Source organism: Kribbella pittospori, assembly GCF_004331465.1.
Taxonomy (GTDB): domain Bacteria; phylum Actinomycetota; class Actinomycetes; order Propionibacteriales; family Kribbellaceae; genus Kribbella; species Kribbella pittospori.
In genome coordinates this window covers 262092-281179 of record NZ_SJKB01000004.1, presented here as the reverse complement: position 1 = coordinate 281179, position 19088 = coordinate 262092, and the positions used below count along the sequence as shown (strand labels likewise).

Here is a 19088-nt window from a genome sequence, read left to right as displayed (position 1 = left end):
CCGCCGGTCGCCTCCAGGGTCTGGGGGCGACCGGCGTCTTTTCACACTCGTTGGGCCGCGAGCGTCAGGTGGTCGATGACGTCGCTCAGATGCTCCGTCATCGCCGCACTCGCCGCGTCGGCGTCGCGGGCAGCGATCGCCCGGATGATGCGCAGATGCGCCTCGAGTGAGGTCTGTGGGCGGCGGGGGAGTCGCGTCATCCGGAAGTGGTGCCGGATGTTCAGCACCCGTAGCCGCTCGATGATCGTGGTCGCAGTCCGCTGGCCGCTCAGCTCGCGGATCAACCGGTGCAGTGCGTCGTCCAGCTCGGCGTACTCCAGGTCGTCGCCTTCGGACACCGCGCGCGCCATCCGGTCGCCCAGTGCGGTCAGGTCCACGATGCCCTGGTCGCTGATCCGCGCCGCTGCCTTCGCAGCGCACAGCGACTCCAGCACCATCCGTGCCTCGGTCACCTCGATGGCTTCCTCGACCGACAGCATCCGCACCCGCGAACCGCGCTGCGGGATCCGCTCGACCAGTCCCTCCGCCGACAGGTCCAGCAAGGCCGCGCGTACGCCGCTGCGGACCACGCCGTACTGCTCCGCCAGGTCGGCCTCGACCAGCCGTTGACCGGGTGCCAGCCGGCCCGACGCGATGTCGTCGCGCACCGCGTCCCGGACGTATTCCTGCCCGGCCATCCCCCCGCGTTCCAGGGTCTTCTTCCCGCTGATGGTCGTCCTCCCGTCTCGTGCGTCTACCAGTGTGACGGCTGATGGGTCCCGAACCGTCACGAGAAAGTGTAGACGAAAATGTTGACATTTTTGTCGACACATTTCTAGGATCCCGAACCATAGCCCTCGCCCCGGGCACCACTGGCTCTTCCCGACCCACCGGAGAACGACCATGTCCAAGGGACTCCCCGAGCACTTCGCCCGCCCGTCACGCCGTACCGTGCTGAAGCTCGGCGCGCTTGCGTCTGTGGCCGGCCTGACCGGCTGCGGCCCGAACGCCGCCGGCGCCGGCGACGCCAAGGCCGTCACGATCGTCAACACCGGCTCGAACAGCACCCTGGTGCTGCAGGAACTGCTCCAGGCACAGAACTACTTCAGTACGGTCGACCTGACCGCGAAGACCCAGAACGTGTCCGACGGGTCCAAGCTGATCGCCAGCCTGCTCAACGGCAGCAACGACCTCACCCTGCTGTCCGGCTTCGGCCAGGTGCTGCCGGCGATCGAGAAGGGCGCCAAGCTCAAGATCGTCTCCGGCTCCGGCCTGCTGCTGGCGCACGCGGTCTACGCCAAGTCCGAGTCGGTCAAGTCCGCCGAGGATCTGGTCGGCAAGACCATCGGCACCGGCCCGGTCGGTGCGTTGCTGCACCAGATCATGGTCGCGTTCCTGGCCAAGAAGGGCATCAAGCCCGAGCAGGTGAAGTTCGTCAACATCGGCTCCAGTGCGGACGTCTTCAAGGCGATCGCGGCCGGCAAGGTCGACGCCGGCCCGTCGCTGGTGGACGTGTACGACGAGCAGGACAAGTTCGGCGTGCACGCGATCGCCGAGCTGTGGAAGGAACTCCCGGAGTACACCTACCAGGGCGCGTACACCTCGGACAGTGCGATCTCCAAGCGTCGCGACGTCCTGGTCCGCAGCCTGGCGGCGTACGCGAAGTTGTTCCGCTACATCTCCTCGCCGGAGTCCAAGGACGCCTACCTGAAGGCCTATCAGAAGGCCGTGCCGAGCAGCGATCCGAAGGAAGCCGGCTCGCTGTGGACCTTTGCCCAGCAGCCCGGCGCGTACGCCGTCGATCTGGTCCTCGACGAGAAGCGGATCAAGTACATGCAGGAGCTCAACGTGTCGCAGGGCGTGCAGTCCAAGGTGCTGCCGTTCGACCAGGTCGCCGACATGTCGATCGCCTCCGACGCGGTGAAGATGCTGTGACCGGGCTCCCGCTGCGGGTCGCCCTCGGCCGCTACGGACACACCGCGGACCTGCTGGACGGCCGCGTCCTGGTGGACGGCTGCACGCTCGATCCGGTCGGCTTCGCGTCGATGATCACCGCGTACCGGCGGATGGTGCGCTCGGTCGAGTTCGACGTCTGCGAACTGGCCCCGACGACGTACCTGATCGCGCGGGCGCTCGGCGCGCCGTACGTCGCCCTGCCGGTCTTCCTGAGCCGGCGCTTCCACCACGAGGGTCTCGTGGTCCGCAACGGTGCCGGGATCGAGCGCCCGACCGACCTGCACGGTCGTCGGGTCGGAGTACGTGCGTACTCCGTGACGAGCGCGGTCTGGACTCGCGGTGTCCTCGCGGACGAGTACGGCGTGGATCCGGCGCAGATCGAGTGGATCGTCGACGACGACGAGCACGTGGAGTCGTTGGTCCTGCCATCGAATGTACGGCGTCCCGGACCCAAGCTGGTCGACCTCTTCCGGCAGGGCGAGGTGGACGCGGCGTTCACCCGCGGCGCCGGGATCGGTGATCCCGGGGTCACGCTGGTGTCGGGCTACCACGAGCTGCTCGACGAGGCGGCGAGCCTGGCGGCCGACTGGTACCGGCGGACCGGCGTCTACCCGATCCACGGCGTTGTCGTGGTCCGCGAGGAACTGCTGAACGACCACCCCTGGCTGGCGGGCGCGCTCCTGCAGGCCTTCCAGGACAGTCGATCGAGGTACCTGCACCGGCTCGGCGGGCCGGCCGCGAGTACGCCCGAGGATCTTCGCTACCAACGCCTGGCGGAGATCGTGGGCAACCCGCTGCCGTACGGCCTGCAGGCCAACCAGGCCTCGATCGGCGCCCTGGTCGACTACTCCCGCCGCCAGGGCCTGGTCCCGGCGGACACCGCCCTGGACCGGTTCTTCCCGGACCTCGTGACTGCATCCAACTGAAGGACTCTTGATGACCATTGACGCGCATTGTCATGTGATCGCGGTGGACCGGGACCGGTATCCGCGCAACCCGCTGGGCGGCGTGGAGTCCGCCTGGTCGCAGCAGCGACCGGTCGGCGCCAAGGAACTGATCGCCGATATGGACGAGGCCGGCATCGACCGCGCGATCGTGGTGCAGGCCTCGACGGCGTACGGGCACGACAACAGCTACGTGGCCGACTCCGTCGAGCAGTACCCGGACCGGTTCGCCGGCGTGTTCTCCGTCGACATGCTGGCCCCGGACGCACCGGAGCAGCTTGCCCACTGGGTCTCCCGCGGACTGCAGGGCGCCCGGCTCTTCACCACCGGCAGCACCATGCCCGGCCAAGCCTCCTGGCTGTCCGACGCACGGCTGCACCCCGCATGGGAGTGGGCGGAGGAGAACAACCTCCCGCTGTGCCTGCAGATGCGTCCGGAAGGCATCCCCGCACTGCGTGAGCTGCTGGACCGCTTCCCCGGTGTGAAGGTCCTGCTGGATCACGCGGCACGCCCTGACCTGACCGGCGGAGCGCCGTACGACGAAGCCCGGGAGCTGTTCGACCTGGCGCAGTACGACGGCGTCTACCTCAAACTGACCGAGCGGACGCTGGTGTCGTCGACGAAGGCGCCGGCCGACCCGGAGTCGTTCCTCGGCCGGCTGCTGCTCGACTTCGGTGCCGAGCGGCTGATGTGGGGATCGAACTACCCGGCCGCCGAGGACGACCTGCCCACGCTGTACGAGCGCAGTCGCGAGGTCCTCGGCTTCCTGCCGGCCGCGGCGCGCGAGCAGATCTTCACCGGTACGGCGGACCGCCTGTACCCGGTCTGGGCCGGCTCGTGAAGGCGGTCCTCGCGGACTACCCCCACGTCCGCGCGCTGAAGGAAGGGGCGGTCTTCGACTTCGTCGAGGTCGACCCGGTCCACAAGGCCTTCGCGGCGATGGTCCGCGAGCAGGCGTACGACGTCTGCGAGATGGCGATCGTGACCTATCTGCAGGCGCGGGCCGAGGGCAAGCCGTTGCTGCTGCTGCCCGTCGTACTGCGCTCGCGCTTCCAGCACGACCACATCGTCTGCCGGGCCGACGACCCACTGGATGTGACCGACCTGGCAGGGAAGCGGATCGGCGTCCGGACGTACGCTCAGACCACCGGTGTGTGGTTGCGCGGCATCCTCGGCGACGAGTACGGCGTACCGCTCGGCAAGGTCCAGTGGGTCAGCATCGAGGACGGCCACCTCGCCGAGTACGCCGATCCGCCGCAGGTCGAGCGTGCTCCGGCCGGCTCGAAGCTGATCGACCTGCTGCACGCCGGCGACCTGGACGCCGTGATCATGGGCAACGACCTGCCCGACGACCCACGCCTGCGCCCGCTGATCCCGGACGCCAAGGCGGCCGCGCGGGCCTGGTACGAGCGCACGCACGCCGTCCCGATCAATCACATGGTGGTGATCCGCTCCGACCTGGCCGGCCGGCGCGAGGAGCTGACCGAACTGTTCGTCGACGCCAAGCAGTACGCCGATCACCGGGTCGGCGAGATCGACATGACCCCGGTCGGCCTGGAGGCCAACCGGCCCGCGCTCGACCTGATCACCCGCTACGCCCACGAGCAGGGCCTGGTCCCGGACCGGCTCGCCGTGGACGACCTGTTCTCCCTGAGAGGGGCCGCATCATGATCGACGCACCGGAGAAGCTGCGCGTCGAAGGACTGAGCAAGACCTTCCAGACCAATCGCAAGGCGCACACCGTGCTGCGCGGCCTGTCCTTCGGGGTCGCGGAGGGCGAGTTCGTCAGCCTGATCGGCGAGAGCGGGTGCGGCAAGACCACCGTGCTGCGGATCGTCCAGGGTCTGCTCGGCGCCGACGCCGGCCAGGTCGTTGTCGACGGCAATGTCGTGACCGGGCCTGGCCGGGACCGCGGACTGGTCTTCCAGCAGGCCAACCTGCTGCCGTGGCGGACCGCCCGGCGCAACGTGGAGTTCGGCCTCGAACTGCAGGGGCTGAGCCGGGCGCAGCGGTCCGCGCGGGCGGGCGAACTGCTCGACCTGGTCGGGCTGGGCGGGTTCGCGGACCACTTCCCCCACCAGATGTCCGGCGGCATGCAGCAGCGCATCGGACTGGCCCGGGCGCTGGCCATCGACCCGGCCGTGCTGCTGATGGACGAACCGTTCAGCGCGCTCGACGCGCAGACCCGCGAGGTGCTGCAGAAGGAACTGCTCCGCATCCACGCGGAGACCCGTAAGACCGTCCTGTTCGTCACCCATGACCTGGACGAGGCGCTGTACCTGAGCGACCGGGTGGTCATCCTGGCCGCGAACCCGGGCCGGGTGAAGCAGGTCATCGACGTGCCCTTCGACCGGCCGCGGGGAGAGCTCACCGAGCTTCGCGGGCTGCCGGAGTTCCAGCAGTTGCGCAGTCAGGTCTGGCAGCTGATCCGCTCGACCAACGCAGGGAGCGACCGTGTCCAGGACTGAAGTACAACCGCGGACCGCAGTGATCGCCGAGACTGACGCTGAGCCGGCCGTGGACCAGCAGGCACGCGCCCGGCGCAAGCACCGGCTGATCCGGCTGGTCTCGATCCTGGTCGTGCTCGGTGCCTGGGAAGTAGTCGGCCGCCGGATCGACCCACTGTTCATGTCCTACCCGAGTGCGGTCGGGCAGGCCGCCGTACGGCTGACCAAGAGCGGTGAGCTGCCGACCGCGCTGGTCAGCAGCCTGACCACGCTGGCGCTCGGCTTCGCGATCGCCGCCGTACTGGGGGTGCTGGCCGGTCTGGTGATCGGCCGCTACCGCACTGTCGAGGTGGCCACCGACTGGCTGGTCAACGCGCTGTACGCGACGCCCCTGGTGGCCGTCGTACCGCTGGTGATCCTGTGGTTCGGGCTCGGCTTCAGCGCGAAGCTGTTCGTGGTGGTGCTGCTCGCGATCTTCCCGGTGCTGATCAACACGGCCAGCGGTGTGCGCAACGTGCCGCCGGCGCTGATCGACGTCGGCACCGGGTTCGCGGCCAGCGAGTGGCAGGTGTTCACCAAGGTGATCCTGCCCGCGTCGCTGCCGTACACGATGACCGGTCTGCGGTTGGGTGTCGGCCGCGCGATCATCGGCATGGTCGTGGCCGAGTTCTTCACCGCGATCACCGGGCTGGGTGCGCTCGTGGTCAAGTACGGCAACCAGTTCGACACCGCCTCGATGCTGGTACCGGTGCTGGTGCTGATGGTGCTCGGCGTCGCGCTCACCGCGGGACTGCGCCAGGCCGAGGCACGGATCGCTCCGTGGAAGGAGAGCGAGCGTTGATCATCGACATCCACGGTCACTACACCACTGCTCCGGCGGCGCTGAACGCGTACCGCGGCCGGCAGATGGCCCTGCAGAACAAGCCGGTTCGAGGCTCGCTGTCGATCACCGACGACCAGCTCCGCGCGTCGCTGGCCGGGCATCTCGAGCAGATGGGTGCCCGGGGCATCGATGCGGTGTTCTTCTCGCCGCGCGCGTCGGCGATGGGTCACGACGTCGGTGACGAGACGATCAGCCGGCACTGGACCGAGATCAACAACGACCTGATCGCCCGGGTGGCCGGGCTGTACCCGGCGCAGTTCGTCCCGGTGGCGCAGCTGCCCCAGAGCCCGGGTGCCGCGCTCGACGGTTCGATCCGCGAGCTTCGTCGTACCGTCGAGGAGCTCGGATTCGTCGGCTGCCTGATCAATCCGGACGTGTCCGGTGGGCTCCAACCGTTCACGCCGTCGTTGGGGGACCGGTGGTGGTACCCGCTGTGGGAAGCGATGGTGGAGCTGGACGTGCCTGGCATGATCCACGCCAGCTCGACCCGCAATCCGGCCATGCACCTCAACGGCTCGCACTACATCGCCCAGCACTACGCCGCTGTGGTCGAGCTGTGCTCGTCGTCGGTCTTCACCGACTTCCCGGCGCTGCGACTGATCGTGCCGCACGGCGGCGGTGGCGTCCCGTTCCACTTCAACCGCAGCCGCGCACTGCACGTGGCGGAGTCGCTGCCACCGTTCGAGGAGGCCGTCCGCAACCTGTACTTCGACACCGCGGTGTACGACGCCGACTCGCTGGCGATGCTGATCCGCAAGATCGGTCCGGACAACGTGCTCTTCGGCTCAGAGATGTTCGGTACGGCGAAGACCCGGGACGCTGCGACCGGCCGATTCTTCGACGACATCCTCGGCGATCTCGACGGACTCGGACTCGACCAGTCCGACCTGACCAAGATCCTGTCCGGCAACGCGCTGCGCCTGTTCCCCCGCGCCGCCGCCCACCTGGGAGCAGCCCATGTCCAGTAGCCCCACCGTCGTACGCCGAATCACCCGCCCAGATCCCGAGCTGGTGAAGACGGCAGCGCAGTACGGTGTCGCCACCCTGCACGAGGCGAACAGACGACGCGGACTGATGCTGGACATCCATCCGGTGGTGCCTGGCACTCGCATGTGTGGGCCGGCGGTCACTTCGCTCAACCACGCGGGCGACAACCTCATGCTGCACGCGGCTGTGGAGGTGTGTGAGCCCGGTGACGTGCTGGTGGTTGCCACGTTGAGTCCGTCGACGCACGGAATGTTCGGCGAGTTGCTGGCGACGCAGTGCCGAGCGCAGGGGATCGCAGGCGTCGTACTCGACGCCGGAGTCCGCGACAAGCGGGACCTGCAGGAGATGTCGTTCCCGGTGTGGTCGCGGGCGGTGAGTGCCGCCGGGACGGTGAAGGCGACGCCGGGGTGGGTCAATGTGCCGGTCGTCTGTGGCAGTGCGACCGTGCAGCCGGGCGATCTGGTCATCGCTGACGACGACGGTGCGATGGTGATCCCCCGCTCCGAGGTCGCTGCCGCGGTCGAGGCCGCCAGGCTCCGCGAGGAGCGCGAGGCGGCGAATCGCGCTCGGCTCCAGGCCGGCGAGCTGAGTCTGGACGTCAACAACCTGCGGCCGCTGCTGGAGCGGCTCGGAGTGACCTACACCGACGGCTGCTGAGCCGGATCCTCCACTCGTCCGGTACCGTGCCGATCTGATGTGACCCGCGGGTAGTCCCGACGAGTGGAGGAGCCAGGCATGGGCGAGTTCGTGAACCTCACGGTGAGCGACGGTGTCGGCACGATCCGGCTGGATCGGCCGAAGATGAACGCGCTGAATGTCCAGGTCCAGGAGGAGATCCGGGCCGCCGCGCTGGAGGCGACCGCGAACGACGACGTACGCGCGGTGGTGATCTATGGCGGCGAGAGGGTGTTCGCGGCCGGGGCGGACATCAAGGAGATGGCCGACATGTCGTACGCCGACATGGTCAAGCGCTCCGGCCCGCTGCAGTCCTCGCTCTCCGCGGTCGCCGCGATCCCCAAGCCGACCGTTGCCGCTGTCACCGGATACGCGCTGGGCGGTGGCTGTGAGCTGGCGCTGTGCGCCGACTACCGGATCGCTGCGGAGGACGCCAAGCTCGGCCAGCCGGAGATCCTGCTCGGCATCATCCCCGGCGCGGGCGGCACGCAGCGGCTGTCCCGGCTGATCGGCCCGTCCAAGGCCAAGGACATCATCTACACCGGTCGCTTCGTGGATGCCGCCGAGTCGCTGGCCATCGGTCTGGTCGACAAGGTGGTGCCCGCGGCCGAGGTGTACGACGCCGCAGTCGCGTGGGCCGCGCAGTTCGCGGGTGGCGCCGCGCTGGCGCTGCGGGCCGCCAAGGAGGCGATCGACTCCGGGCTCGGCGTGGAGCTGTCCACCGGGCTGGAGATCGAGCGGCAGCAGTTCGCCGCCCTGTTCGCCACCGAGGACCGGGCGATCGGGATGAAGTCCTTCGTCGAGAACGGCCCGGGCAAGGCCGAGTTCAAGGGAATCTGATGTCTGCAACCGCGAAGCCGGCCGCGACCGCCGAAGAGGTCGAGGCGGCCTGGAACGACAACAAGCTCGCCCAGGTGCTCTACCACGACTGGGAGGCCTCGACGTACGACGAGAAGTGGTCGATCTCGTACGACGAACGCTGCGTCAACTACGCCCGGGACCGCTTCGACGCGATCGCCGGATCGAACGGCTGGCCCTACGGCAAGTCGTTGGAGATCGGCGCGGGAACCGGCTTCTTCACCCTGAACCTCAAGCTGGCCGGGGTTCTCGCCGAGGCGCATGTCACCGACCTCTCACCAGGCATGGTGGAGGCGGCCGAGAAGAACGCGAAGACGCTCGGCTTCGCGGTCGAGGGCCGGGTCGCCGACGCCGAGAAGCTGCCGTACGACGACGACACCTTCGACCTCGTCATCGGGCACGCGGTGATCCACCACATCCCCGACGTCGAGCTCGCGTTCCGTGAGATGCTGCGGGTCCTCAAGCCGGGCGGCCGTTTCGTCATCTGCGGCGAACCCACCCGGTACGGCGATTACGTCGCCCGGCGACTGTCCCGGTTCACCTGGTGGGCGACGACCAACGTGACCAAGCTGCCCGCGCTCTCGCACTGGCGTCGTCCGCAGGAGGAGCTCGACGAGTCCTCGCGGGCCGCCGCGCTGGAGGCTGTCGTCGACCTGCACACCTTCGACCCCGACACGCTGGCCCGGATGGCTTCGCGTGCCGGTGCGACGAACGTGAAGACGGTGACGGAGGAGCTGCTGGCGGCGTGGGTCGGCTGGCCGATCCGGACGTTCGAGGCCGCCGTACCGGAGCAGAAGCTGGGCTTCGGCTGGCGGATGTTCGCTTACAAGTCGTGGCTGCAGCTGTCCAAGGTGGACAAGGTTCTGTCGGCCGTGGTGCCGGACGAGCTGTACTACAACGTCTCGATCACTGGTGTCGCGCCTTCTGCGCAGTAGGGTGTCCGGATGCGGTTGCTGACCGCGGCGAATCTGAGCTGGGTGGTGCGCCATCGGGCCTGGACGCCGTACTACCTGAAGCGCTATTGGCGGTTCGCCTGGTTCAAGCTGCGCCACCGGCAGGTGATCACCGAGGGATTCGTCTTCCTGGGCAAGCATCTCGAGATCGTGGCGCGGCCCGGGCATGGCCGGATCATCCTCGGCAAGTGGGTGCACCTGGGTGACGAGACCCGGCTGCGCGCGCACGAGGGAACGCTGCGGATCGGCGACAAGGTGGTGTTCGCCCGCGACGTCACGGTCAACTGCTACCTGGACATCGAGATCGGCGCGTCCACGTTGATCGCGGACTGGACCTATATCTGCGACTTCGACCACAAGACCGAGGATCTGGACCTGCCGATCAAGGACCAGGGCCTGGTGAAGTCGCCGGTCCGGATCGGCCCGGACTGCTGGCTGGCCACCAAGGTGACCGTCACCCGCGGAACCGACATCGGCCGCGGCGTGGTGATCGGCGCGAACAGCGTTGCCCGTGGCAACATTCCGTCGTACGCCGTCGCGGTCGGGGTTCCGGCCGTGGTGGTGGCCGACCGCACCACCCGCTATGCCGCCGACGCCGCTCGCCGCGCCTACCTGGCCGGTCTGGCCGAGGCAAACGCCCGTACGACGGCCCGGCTGCACACCGGGGCGCCTCCGCCGCCGGAAACCGTTCCGGGAGAACCGCCGGAAACGGTTCCGGGAGAAACTGCCGGTGACGGGGTAAGAACTCCTGGTGAGGACGAGACCGGCGCTGAGGGGTTCTCAAGTTACTCACCAGTCCGGCACTATGTCCCGCACGAACCTTTGGATGTCCCGCCCGATCGGTCGATCGTCGGAGAGGAGACGCAGCGTGGCTGACCAGACCGGGGCCGAGTCCGCGACCGACCGGTCGCTGCTCGACCAGGCCGCGGCCGACGACTCGATCACGCAGGCGCGGACGCGCGCGGTCGACCCCGTTCCGATCGTGACGGAACCCGGGGGCGCTACGTTGGAATCAGTGCTTGAAACGAGCGCTGGCTCGCCGCCGGCGGCGGGAACGGAAGTGGGCGTGAACCGAAGGTTGGACCCAGAAGTGCAGACAGTGGACGGCAGGACAGCCCCACCGGCCCCGCTCGCGGGCGCCCGGCGCAGGCTGTCGCCGCGCCCGGTCCCGGTCAGCCGGCGGCGGAGACCGCCGGCCGCAGCACCGGCAACGGCGACGGATGAGGAACCGACCCCGGCTGAGGAGATGGACGACGTGGGTACGCACGACGAGAAGGCGGCGGCCGCCGAAGCCGACAAGGCGGTGACGGCCTCGAAGGACACCGATTCGCGCGACAGCGGCCGGGCAACGACCGCGACGGCGACGAAGCCGGCCCGGCCGAAGACCGCGGCGGAGATCGTCGCGGAGCAGCGGGCCCGGGAGAGGGCAGCTGCCGAGGCTCCGGCCGCGGCGGCCGGTACTGGTGCGGCCGGCTCGGAGGACGCCGCAACGGGGACCGGTAAGGATGCCGCAGGCAAGGATCCGGCCGAGACCTCGGTGACGACGCCGGTGAGCAAGGTGCCGACTACCAGCGCTGGTGCCTCGGGCAACAAACCGCCGACGGGCCGGACGGCAGTTGGCTCGTCTGGCAAGGGCACGCAGGCGCTGGGCACGCTCGGCTCCGGAGTCAAGCGGCTGCGCAACCTGCTGGCGTCGCTGATCTGGCTGGTCGCCGTACTGGCGGCTGCGGTGCTTGCACTCGGCGCGCTGTTCACTGCGCTCGACCAGACCAACCAGAGCAACGAGATCGTGCGCTGGGTGCTGGAGCGCGGTCAGGATCTGGTCGGTCCGTTCAAGGATCTGTTCCGGCTGGAGACCGCGAAGAACACCCTGCTGGTGAACTGGGGGATCGCGGCGCTGGTCTACCTGATCGTCGGCAAGATCGTCGAGCGGTTCGTCCGGCCCTAGCTGCGTGGTCGCGCCACGAGGATGAGATCGAGAGATTCGTCCAGGTCGCCTGGGCGAATCTCGAAGTCCTCGTGGTGTGCGCTCTTCACGAGCGCGGTCAGCTCGGCGTCCCATTCGTCGTACGACCTGGCCAACTGGGCGTCCACGCAGGAGCCGTACTGCGTTTCCCAGGCGCGGAGCCGTTCGCCGTGGTGGAGTCCTAGAGCGTGCGTGATCTCGAACTTGCGGTCGAGGAGCTCGGTGAACTCGGCGGGGGTCAGCTCGCGGGTGTGGTACCAATTGCCGCTCGGGAAGGTCAGGCGATTCGGCGTGCTCAGCACGAGGGTGCCTGTCGGGGCGAGGATGCGCGCGCACTCGGTGACGAACCGCGGCTGCTCCCACAGGTGCTCGATCGTCTGCAGCGACGTGACGAAGGTGAAGCTGCCGTCGGCGAACCCGGTCTGGACGAGATTGCCGCGCACCACATTGACCTGTGGATAAACCCGGCGGACGTGGCCCAACGTCGTATGTTCATAGTCGAGACCGGTCACGGAGGCCGCGCCGGCCAGGCGGAGCAACTCCGCGCCGTAGCCCTCGCCGCAGCCGGCGTCGAGGACCCGACCGGTCCCGAGGTCCAGATTGGCCGTGATCCAGCGATAGGCGGCGTCGTGGCGCGCGAACCAGTAGTTCTCGTGCCAGATCCCGGGCGCAGTCCTCTCGCCGGTCAGCGGTAACGTCTCGCTCACCCGGGTCACACTACGGGTGCGCCGGACTGTGATAGGACTCGCACGGGACTCATGTTTCTCGCGAGTAACATCCGTGGCAGGCTTGGGAGAGACCGTTAACCAGAAGGGGTCCCACACGCTATGAAGATCGTCGTCTGCGCGAAGTTCGTGCCGGATGCCACGGCGGACCGCCGGTTCCGCCCGGAGGACAGCACGGTGGACCGGGCCGGTGTCGACGGGCTGTTGTCCGAGCTGGACGAGTATGCCGTCGAGACCGCGCTGACCGTGAAAGAGGCAGGTGACGCCGAGGTGACCATCCTCACGGTTGGTCCCGAGCAGGCGGCCGACGCGGTGAAGAAGGGTCTGCAGATGGGCGCCGACGCGGGTGTCCATGTGCTCGATGACGCGATCCACGGCTCGGACGCGGTCGCGACGTCGCTGATCCTGTCGAAGGCGCTGGCCAAGCTCGAGGCCGACCTGGTCGTGTTCGGGATGGGTTCGACCGACGGTGGCATGGGTGTCGTCCCGGCGATGGTGTCGGAGCGGCTCGGCCTGCCGGCCGTGACGCTGGGCTCCGAGGTCACCGTCGACGGTCAGACCGTGCGGATCCGCCGCGACGGCGATACCGCCAGCGACACGATCGAGGGCACGCTGCCACTGGTGCTGTCGGTGTCTGACCAGGCGAACGAGCCGCGGTACCCGTCGTTCAAGGGCATCATGGCGGCGAAGAAGAAGCCGGTGGAGACCTGGTCGCTGGCCGACCTGGAGATCGCGCCGGACCAGGTGGGTGGCGCGAGTGCGTGGACCGAGGTGGTCGAGGTGACCGCCCGTCCGCCGCGCAGCGCCGGCACGATCGTCACCGACGACAACGGCAGTGGTGCTTCCGAGCTCGTCGAGTTCCTGTCCACCAACAAGTTCCTCTGAGGGGCGATCAGTTCATGTCGAACGTTCTGGTTCTCGTTGACCACACCGCGGGCAAGGTCCGCAAGACCACCGCGGAGCTCCTCACCATCGCGCGGCGCCTCGGCGAGCCGGTCGCGGTCTTCATCGGCGACGGCGTGCAGGAGGCCCTGCCGGCTCTTGGTCAGTACGGCGCGACCAAAGTGATCGCGCTGACGAATGCCGACCTCACGCAGTACTTGGTGGCGCCGAAGGCGGAGGCGTTGCAGCAGGTCGCGGCGAAGGTCGAGCCGGCCGCGATCCTGATCGCGTCGAGCACGGAGGGCAAGGAGGTCGCGGCCCGGCTGGCGGTCAAGCTGGACTCCGGCCTGATCACCGACGCTGTCGATGTCGTCGCCGGTGACGGCGGGCCGGTCACCACGCAGTCGGTGTTCGCCGGGAACTACACGGTGCAGGCCAAGGTCACCCATGGCACGCCGATCATCACGGTCAAGCCGAACGCGGCGACCCCGGAGGCCGCCGAGACTTCGCCGGAGGTGGAGGAGTTCGACGTGACGATCTCCGACGCCGCGAAGACCGCGCGGATCACCGAGTCCAAGCCGCGGGAGGCGACCGGTCGTCCGGAGCTGACCGAGGCGGCGATCATCGTGTCCGGTGGTCGGGGTACCGGTGGTGACTTCGGTCCGATCGAGGCGTTCGCCGACTCGCTGGGTGCGGCCGTCGGTGCGTCCCGTGCGGCGGTCGACTCGGGGTGGTACCCGCACGCGTACCAGGTCGGCCAGACCGGCAAGACCGTGTCGCCGCAGCTGTACGTCGCGGCCGGGATCTCAGGCGCGATCCAGCACCGGGCCGGCATGCAGACCTCGAAGACGATCGTCGCGGTCAACAAGGACGAGGAAGCGCCGATCTTCGAGCTGGTCGACTTCGGCGTCGTCGGCGACCTCCACAAGGTCCTCCCCGCCGCCACCGAGGAAGTCACCAAGCGCAAGGCCTGACACACCCGGCTGGAGGCCGACCCCTCTGCCCCCAGCCACTCGCGGTCCGGCTCGGCCCCCTCCCGAGCCGGACCGCTCCAGCTCTACCTACTACCCGTGACTACTATTCGGCGGGTGCGGATCTGGGTTAGTGGGGCGCGGGGGAAGTTGGGGAGCGAGGTCTGTCGGCAGTTGGTTGCTGACGGGCATGAGGTGGTTGAGGCCGACCTGACCGGGGCGGCGCCTGTTGATCTGAGTGATCGTGAGGCGGTTGCGCGGTCGCTGCAGGGGGCGGACGCGATCGTGCATTGCGCCGCGATCCCGAGCCCGGAGAACATCACGCCCGTTCGGCTGGTGGAGATCAACGCCCTGACCACGTTCAACGCGCTCGAGGAGGCCTGGACTCAGGGCATTCGAACCGCTGTTCTCGCGTCGAGCGGGTCCATCTACGGCACGGCGTGGTCACCGGAGGAGCTCACCGTCGCCGAGGTCCCGATCGACGAGGACACCGAGCTGCGGTACGTCGACCCGTACGCGCTGACCAAAGACCTGCTGGAGCGCACCGGTCAGATGTACGCCCGCCGCGGCATGCAGGTCACCGCTCTGCGCTTCCACTGGATCCTCACACCCACCGAAGTACGCCGCTACATCGCCGAGGCGCCGCCCGAGGAGAACCGACGCAACCTCTGGGGGTACGTCGACCTCGCCGAGGCCGCCCGAGCGTGCGTGCTCTCGCTCCAACCCCAACCGCCCGCTCAACGGTTCGAGACCCTGCTGATCGCCGCAGAGGACACCGGCATGGAGCAGCCGACCGCCGAACTGCTCGCCCGCTACTCACCTGACACCGCGATCCGGGGAGACCTCCCCGGCACCACATCGCCGTACGACTGCCGCCGTGCCGCCGAGATCATCGGCTGGAATCATCAGAGCCGATGGAGGGACCGTTGACCATGGAGCGCACGTGGTATCCGGATGGACTGGACGCCGAAGAGCTCGCGTTCCAGCGGCTGTACGGGCCGTGGAAGCAGTCGACTCCCGCCGAGGCGCGAGAGGCGCTCGACGGGTACGACGGGGAGTGGTGGATCGCCGGCGGATGGGCGATCGAGGCGTTCACCGGCGTACGGCGGGAGCACGAGGACGTCGACGTGTCGCTGTGGCGGCGGGACATCGAGAAGGTACGGCTGCACCTGAAGGGCAAGTACGACCTCTGGTCGAACGCGGGTGGACGGCTCAAGCCGCTCACCGACGAGCGGCCGGAGCAGCCCGCTGAAGCCGACCAGATCTGGTTGCGGAAGCATGCTTTGTCGCCGTGGGAGTTCGACCTGGTGGTGAATCCGGACCGCGACGGCCGGTGGGTGTTCCGCCGCGACCCGGAGCTCGACTACGTCCTGCACGACATCAGCTGGGTCGCGCCCGACGGCATCCGCTACCTGAACCCCGAGATCGCGCTCGCCTACAAAGCGAAACAGGCCCGCCCGAAGGACGAGCAGGATCTGGCCGCGACCCTCCCGCTGCTGACCGACGACCGTCGTACCTGGCTGGCCGACATGATCAACCACCTACACCCCGGCCACCCCTGGATCGAAACCGTCCGCCCCTGAGCCGATCAGCCTGAGCTTCGCTCATCGGAAGGATGGCGTGACCCGGGGTCACCTCACGGCCACACCGAGCGGCGGGAGTCGATGCCGGTGCCGTAGTCCGGGTCGCTGCCGCGGACCAGGATCCAGTGGTCGGTCGCGTGAGCCCGGTAGAGGCGGAGTCCCTCCGGCTCGCGGAGTTCGTCGGCGGAGAACGAGCGCAGCTCCGGGTAGCGGGACGTGTAGAACGCCGCGCGGCGTTCGAGCTCGTCGTCGGGGACGATCTCGGCCCTGGCGCGGAAGTAGACGGCCGACGCGCCGCCGATCGGGACGCTGGAGTCGAAGATCGCGATGCTCACGTCCGGGTTGGCCGCGATGTTCACCGAGTGCGCGGCCGCCGTCGCCGAGGCCCAGTAGAACGTGGCGTGACCGTCCGGGGTGAAGTAGACCGGCGTCACCCACGGCCGGCCGTCGGGGTCGACCGTCCCCAGCGTCATGTACTTGTTCGCTTCGATGACCGCCGCCGCGCGCCGGTCGAGGATGTCCTGAGTCATGGGTTCACCGTCGCATCGGACAGCACGCACTGTCCTCAGTAGCGGCCACGGAACCGCCACCGAACGCACCATGGCCAGGGCATGATGGGGCGGTGGCTGGTCCGAGAGACGTGTCCGCGCGAGAGGCCGAGGTCCTGTCCGCGCTGGCCGGCGATCGCTCGAACGCCCAGATCGCGCGGCACCTGCACATCAGCGTCCGCACGGTCGAGAGCCACATCTCGTCACTGTTGCGCAAGTACGGAGTAGCGGACCGCCGTGAACTGGCCAGACTGGCCGAACTGGAAGGCGTGGACCCAGCCCGAGCCCACGGGTTCACTGCACCGACCGGTCCGGCCACCAGCTTCGTCGGCCGCGAGCAGGACCGCGCCGAACTCCTCACCGCCCTCGACAGCAACCGACTGGTGAGCCTCCTCGGCCCCGGCGGCGTCGGCAAGACCCGACTGGCCCTGCGCGTCGCCGCCGAGGTCGGCGAGAACTATCCGTACGGCGGAGCGGTCGTCGACCTGGTCCCGGTACGACCCGGGTTCGTCGTCGCAGCCGTGGCGGAAGCACTCCAAGTGCGGGAGCAACCACCGCAGACGCTCACCGATGCGGTGGTGGGACGCCTCACTCAGGGCCGGACTCTGCTCGTGCTCGACAACTGCGAACACGTGGTGGCGGACGTGGGCGACCTGGTGGCCCGCATCCTCACCGAAGCGCCGGAGACCGCCGTACTGGCGACCAGCCGGGAGCGGATCGGAGTGGCGGGCGAGAGGTCGCTGCGGCTGGGACCGCTGGAGGGGTCCGAGGCCGAGCAGCTGTTCCGGGACCGGGCCGCGCTGGTCGCACCGGAGTTCACGGCAACTGAGCAGCCAGACATCGCTGCGCAGGTGTGTGCCGGAGTCGACGGCGTTCCGCTGGCCATTGAATTGGCGGCTGCCCGGGCGGGCTCGCTGGGGCCGGACGGGCTGCTGGCGGCATTGGATGATCGTCTGCGGCTGCTGGCAGGCGGGCGCGGGCCGAACGAGCGGCACCACTCGCTGGCTCACGTCATCGGCTGGAGCTACGACCTGCTCGACGACGACGAGCGCGCACTGTTCCGGCGGCTCGGAGTGTTCGTCGGCGGGTTCGACCTGGCCGCCGTGAGCGGAGTGGCGCCCGGAAGCTCCCGCGGCGAGCTGAGCGACCTGCTGGGTCGCCTGACCGACAAGAGCCTCCTGTATCGCAGCCAGCACGCCGGCACGAGCAGATGGCGCATGCTGGAGACGGTCCGCGTGTACGCACTCGAGGAGCTTGACCGCGCCGGTGAGTACGACGAGGTCGCCGTACTGCATCTGGCTTGGGCCGATGCCACGGCCGCCGATCTGGAGAAGCGGCTCGAAGCGGGGGAGGAGTGGCAGGCCGAGTTCGATCAGGTCACGGCAGATCTCCGCGCAGCGGTCAGCCACCCGGAGGCCGACGTACGCCGGTTGGCGCGCCGACTGGCTCACCTGACGTTCGCGCGCAAGCGGTTCGTCGAGGCGCATGACCACTACCTCACTGCCGCCGACCACGCCACCGATGCCGCAGAGCTGTACAACGACCTCCGGGACGCGGCCGACGCGACGCTGACCGTTGCCGACGGCACGCAGGCGTATCACCTGATGCTGCGTGCGGCGGACCGCGCAGAAGCCGAAGGCAACCACGAGCTTCAGCAGGAAGCCCTCGCGTACGTCGTCATGATGCTGAACCGCTACGAGGTCCAGCCGCCCGTTCCGGCCGACCGCGGCGCCGGACTGCTCGCGTCCGATGCGGACACGGTGGAGGTCCGCATCGCGCGAGCCTGGGTGGCGCGCTTCGAGCTCGAGCCAGCCGAGGCAGCCGTCGCGGCAGCCCGACGGGCGCAGGACCCGCTGGCCGTGATGAACGCGCTCGACGCGTATGGCACGGCCCTCGGCGGCGCCCGACGGCTCCGGGACGCGCGTCAGGCAGCGGTGGAGCGGCTCGAACTGGCCGCAACCCTTCCGGAGCACGACCCCCGGGCATGCGCGGAGATCGTGGACGCGTTCCACGTCGCCTCGACGACGGCCGTCGCGATCGGCGACCTGGTCGAGGCGGTCCGGCTGGCGCGGCGCACCGATGACCCGATGCACGGGCATCCGTTCATCACCGGACCGCGCCAGGTTCGCGCCTTCGCGCTGGGCGGTCTGCTCGACGAAGCGGTCCGGACCGCGGACCGGATGTACGGCAGCTGGCTGGCCGCCGGTCGCCCGTCGCACGCCTGGATGTCGTCGGCCGCGGCCCTCGCTGCGCTCGCGCACGGCCTGCTCGGCACGGGCGACGAACCGGTCTGGCAGGCCCGTGCACTGGAGATGGCCCGCGTCCGGACCCCGGCTGCGGGTCCCAATCTGCAGGCCGCGTCCGCGTTCGTTGCCGCGCGCCTGGCTCTCCACCGCGACGACACCCGCGCCGCCGGGGCAGTGGTACGGGGAGCGTTCGCGGATTTCCCCGAGCCCTGGTGGGTCCCGTACGCCCACGCCGCCGGCGCCGAGCTGGCTGTGGTCGCCGGACTGGCCGACGCGGAGCGGTACGTCGAGACGGCCGCGGCCGCCGAGAACCTGTGGTCGGACGCCGTGGTACTCCGGATCAGGGCCCGGCAGACCGGTGATCCGGAGGCGATGACCGAGGCGGCGGCCGCGTTCGAGCGGATCGGGGCCCGATTCGAGCAGAAGGTCACGCTGGAGCTGTGAATCGGCCCGGATGAGCGGGAACAACGGCGGCGGACATACCC

At 69.1% G+C, this 19088-nt stretch carries 20 protein-coding genes; 17 read left to right on the top strand and 3 right to left on the bottom strand.

Translation table 11 applies throughout. From position 1 onward, the window contains the following. Positions 1-41: 41 nt before the first annotated feature. A complete protein-coding gene (locus E0H73_RS14970; protein WP_131355524.1) occupies positions 42-677 on the bottom strand; it encodes a GntR family transcriptional regulator in 636 nt (211 codons plus the stop codon). Positions 678-882: 205 nt separating this feature from the next. Here E0H73_RS14970 and E0H73_RS14965 point away from each other — a divergent pair, with 205 nt between their 5' ends. The 12 genes from E0H73_RS14965 to E0H73_RS14910 all read left to right on the top strand — a co-directional run bounded on the left by E0H73_RS14965 (position 883) and on the right by E0H73_RS14910 (position 11630). Then, positions 883-1914 carry an ABC transporter substrate-binding protein gene (locus tag E0H73_RS14965; protein WP_131355521.1) on the top strand — a complete coding sequence of 344 codons (1032 nt, stop codon included), beginning with the start codon at positions 883-885 and terminating at the stop codon, positions 1912-1914. After that, the gene (locus E0H73_RS14960) at positions 1911-2861 is read left to right on the top strand and encodes an ABC transporter substrate-binding protein (protein ID WP_131355518.1); all 951 of its coding nucleotides are present in this window, start codon (positions 1911-1913) and stop codon (positions 2859-2861) included. Before E0H73_RS14965 ends, E0H73_RS14960 begins: the two co-directional genes overlap by 4 nt. 10 nt (positions 2862-2871) lie before the next feature. Continuing rightward, positions 2872-3720, top strand: coding sequence for an amidohydrolase family protein (locus E0H73_RS14955; RefSeq protein ID WP_131355515.1), 849 nt, complete (start codon positions 2872-2874; stop codon positions 3718-3720). After that, positions 3717-4550, top strand: a complete 834-nt coding sequence (locus E0H73_RS14950) for a substrate-binding domain-containing protein (protein WP_202867396.1) — start codon at positions 3717-3719, stop codon at positions 4548-4550. The genes E0H73_RS14955 and E0H73_RS14950 overlap by 4 nt, the downstream gene beginning before the upstream one ends. Then, positions 4547-5347 carry an ABC transporter ATP-binding protein gene (locus E0H73_RS14945; RefSeq protein ID WP_131355512.1) on the top strand — a complete coding sequence of 267 codons (801 nt, stop codon included), beginning with the start codon at positions 4547-4549 and terminating at the stop codon, positions 5345-5347. Before E0H73_RS14950 ends, E0H73_RS14945 begins: the two co-directional genes overlap by 4 nt. After that, the gene (locus tag E0H73_RS14940) at positions 5334-6167 is read left to right on the top strand and encodes an ABC transporter permease (RefSeq protein ID WP_131355510.1); all 834 of its coding nucleotides are present in this window, start codon (positions 5334-5336) and stop codon (positions 6165-6167) included. The genes E0H73_RS14945 and E0H73_RS14940 overlap by 14 nt, the downstream gene beginning before the upstream one ends. Then, positions 6164-7177, top strand: coding sequence for an amidohydrolase family protein (locus tag E0H73_RS14935; protein WP_131355507.1), 1014 nt, complete (start codon positions 6164-6166; stop codon positions 7175-7177). The genes E0H73_RS14940 and E0H73_RS14935 overlap by 4 nt, the downstream gene beginning before the upstream one ends. Further along, on the top strand, positions 7167-7853 hold the full coding sequence (locus E0H73_RS14930) for a 4-carboxy-4-hydroxy-2-oxoadipate aldolase/oxaloacetate decarboxylase (RefSeq protein WP_131355505.1): 687 nt from the start codon (positions 7167-7169) through the stop codon (positions 7851-7853). Before E0H73_RS14935 ends, E0H73_RS14930 begins: the two co-directional genes overlap by 11 nt. 78 nt (positions 7854-7931) lie before the next feature. Next, complete coding sequence (locus tag E0H73_RS14925) at positions 7932-8711, top strand: enoyl-CoA hydratase/isomerase family protein (protein WP_131355503.1); 780 nt, start codon at positions 7932-7934, stop codon at positions 8709-8711. Beyond that, complete coding sequence (locus E0H73_RS14920; RefSeq protein WP_131355500.1) at positions 8711-9664, top strand: class I SAM-dependent methyltransferase; 954 nt, start codon at positions 8711-8713, stop codon at positions 9662-9664. The genes E0H73_RS14925 and E0H73_RS14920 overlap by 1 nt, the downstream gene beginning before the upstream one ends. Positions 9665-9673: 9 nt before the next feature. Further along, positions 9674-10558 carry an acyltransferase gene (locus E0H73_RS14915; protein WP_131355497.1) on the top strand — a complete coding sequence of 295 codons (885 nt, stop codon included), beginning with the start codon at positions 9674-9676 and terminating at the stop codon, positions 10556-10558. Between the two features lie 370 nt (positions 10559-10928). Continuing rightward, the gene (locus tag E0H73_RS14910; protein ID WP_238164014.1) at positions 10929-11630 is read left to right on the top strand and encodes a hypothetical protein; all 702 of its coding nucleotides are present in this window, start codon (positions 10929-10931) and stop codon (positions 11628-11630) included. On the opposite strand, the gene E0H73_RS14905 is transcribed toward E0H73_RS14910, so the two are convergent. Further along, a complete protein-coding gene (locus E0H73_RS14905; RefSeq protein WP_131355491.1) occupies positions 11627-12355 on the bottom strand; it encodes a class I SAM-dependent methyltransferase in 729 nt (242 codons plus the stop codon). The genes E0H73_RS14910 and E0H73_RS14905 overlap by 4 nt on opposite strands. Before the next feature lie 120 nt (positions 12356-12475). Between E0H73_RS14905 and E0H73_RS14900 the strand changes: the two genes are divergently transcribed. The 4 genes from E0H73_RS14900 to E0H73_RS14885 all read left to right on the top strand — a co-directional run bounded on the left by E0H73_RS14900 (position 12476) and on the right by E0H73_RS14885 (position 15809). Next, positions 12476-13258 carry an electron transfer flavoprotein subunit beta/FixA family protein gene (locus E0H73_RS14900; protein ID WP_131355488.1) on the top strand — a complete coding sequence of 261 codons (783 nt, stop codon included), beginning with the start codon at positions 12476-12478 and terminating at the stop codon, positions 13256-13258. Positions 13259-13272: 14 nt separating this feature from the next. Beyond that, entirely contained in the window at positions 13273-14229 is a 957-nt protein-coding gene (locus E0H73_RS14895) for an electron transfer flavoprotein subunit alpha/FixB family protein (RefSeq protein WP_131355485.1), read from the top strand. 114 nt (positions 14230-14343) lie between these two features. Beyond that, the gene (locus E0H73_RS14890) at positions 14344-15156 is read left to right on the top strand and encodes an NAD-dependent epimerase/dehydratase family protein (protein ID WP_165555676.1); all 813 of its coding nucleotides are present in this window, start codon (positions 14344-14346) and stop codon (positions 15154-15156) included. A 2-nt stretch (positions 15157-15158) separates the two neighbouring features. Next, positions 15159-15809 carry a nucleotidyltransferase domain-containing protein gene (locus E0H73_RS14885; RefSeq protein WP_131355479.1) on the top strand — a complete coding sequence of 217 codons (651 nt, stop codon included), beginning with the start codon at positions 15159-15161 and terminating at the stop codon, positions 15807-15809. Positions 15810-15862: 53 nt separating this feature from the next. On the opposite strand, the gene E0H73_RS14880 is transcribed toward E0H73_RS14885, so the two are convergent. After that, positions 15863-16339 (bottom strand): pyridoxamine 5'-phosphate oxidase family protein, encoded by a 477-nt coding sequence (locus E0H73_RS14880; RefSeq protein WP_165555675.1) that lies wholly within the window; start codon positions 16337-16339, stop codon positions 15863-15865. A gap of 92 nt (positions 16340-16431) precedes the next feature. Between E0H73_RS14880 and E0H73_RS14875 the strand changes: the two genes are divergently transcribed. Then, complete coding sequence (locus E0H73_RS14875) at positions 16432-19047, top strand: ATP-binding protein (protein ID WP_131355473.1); 2616 nt, start codon at positions 16432-16434, stop codon at positions 19045-19047. Positions 19048-19088 lie beyond the last annotated feature (41 nt).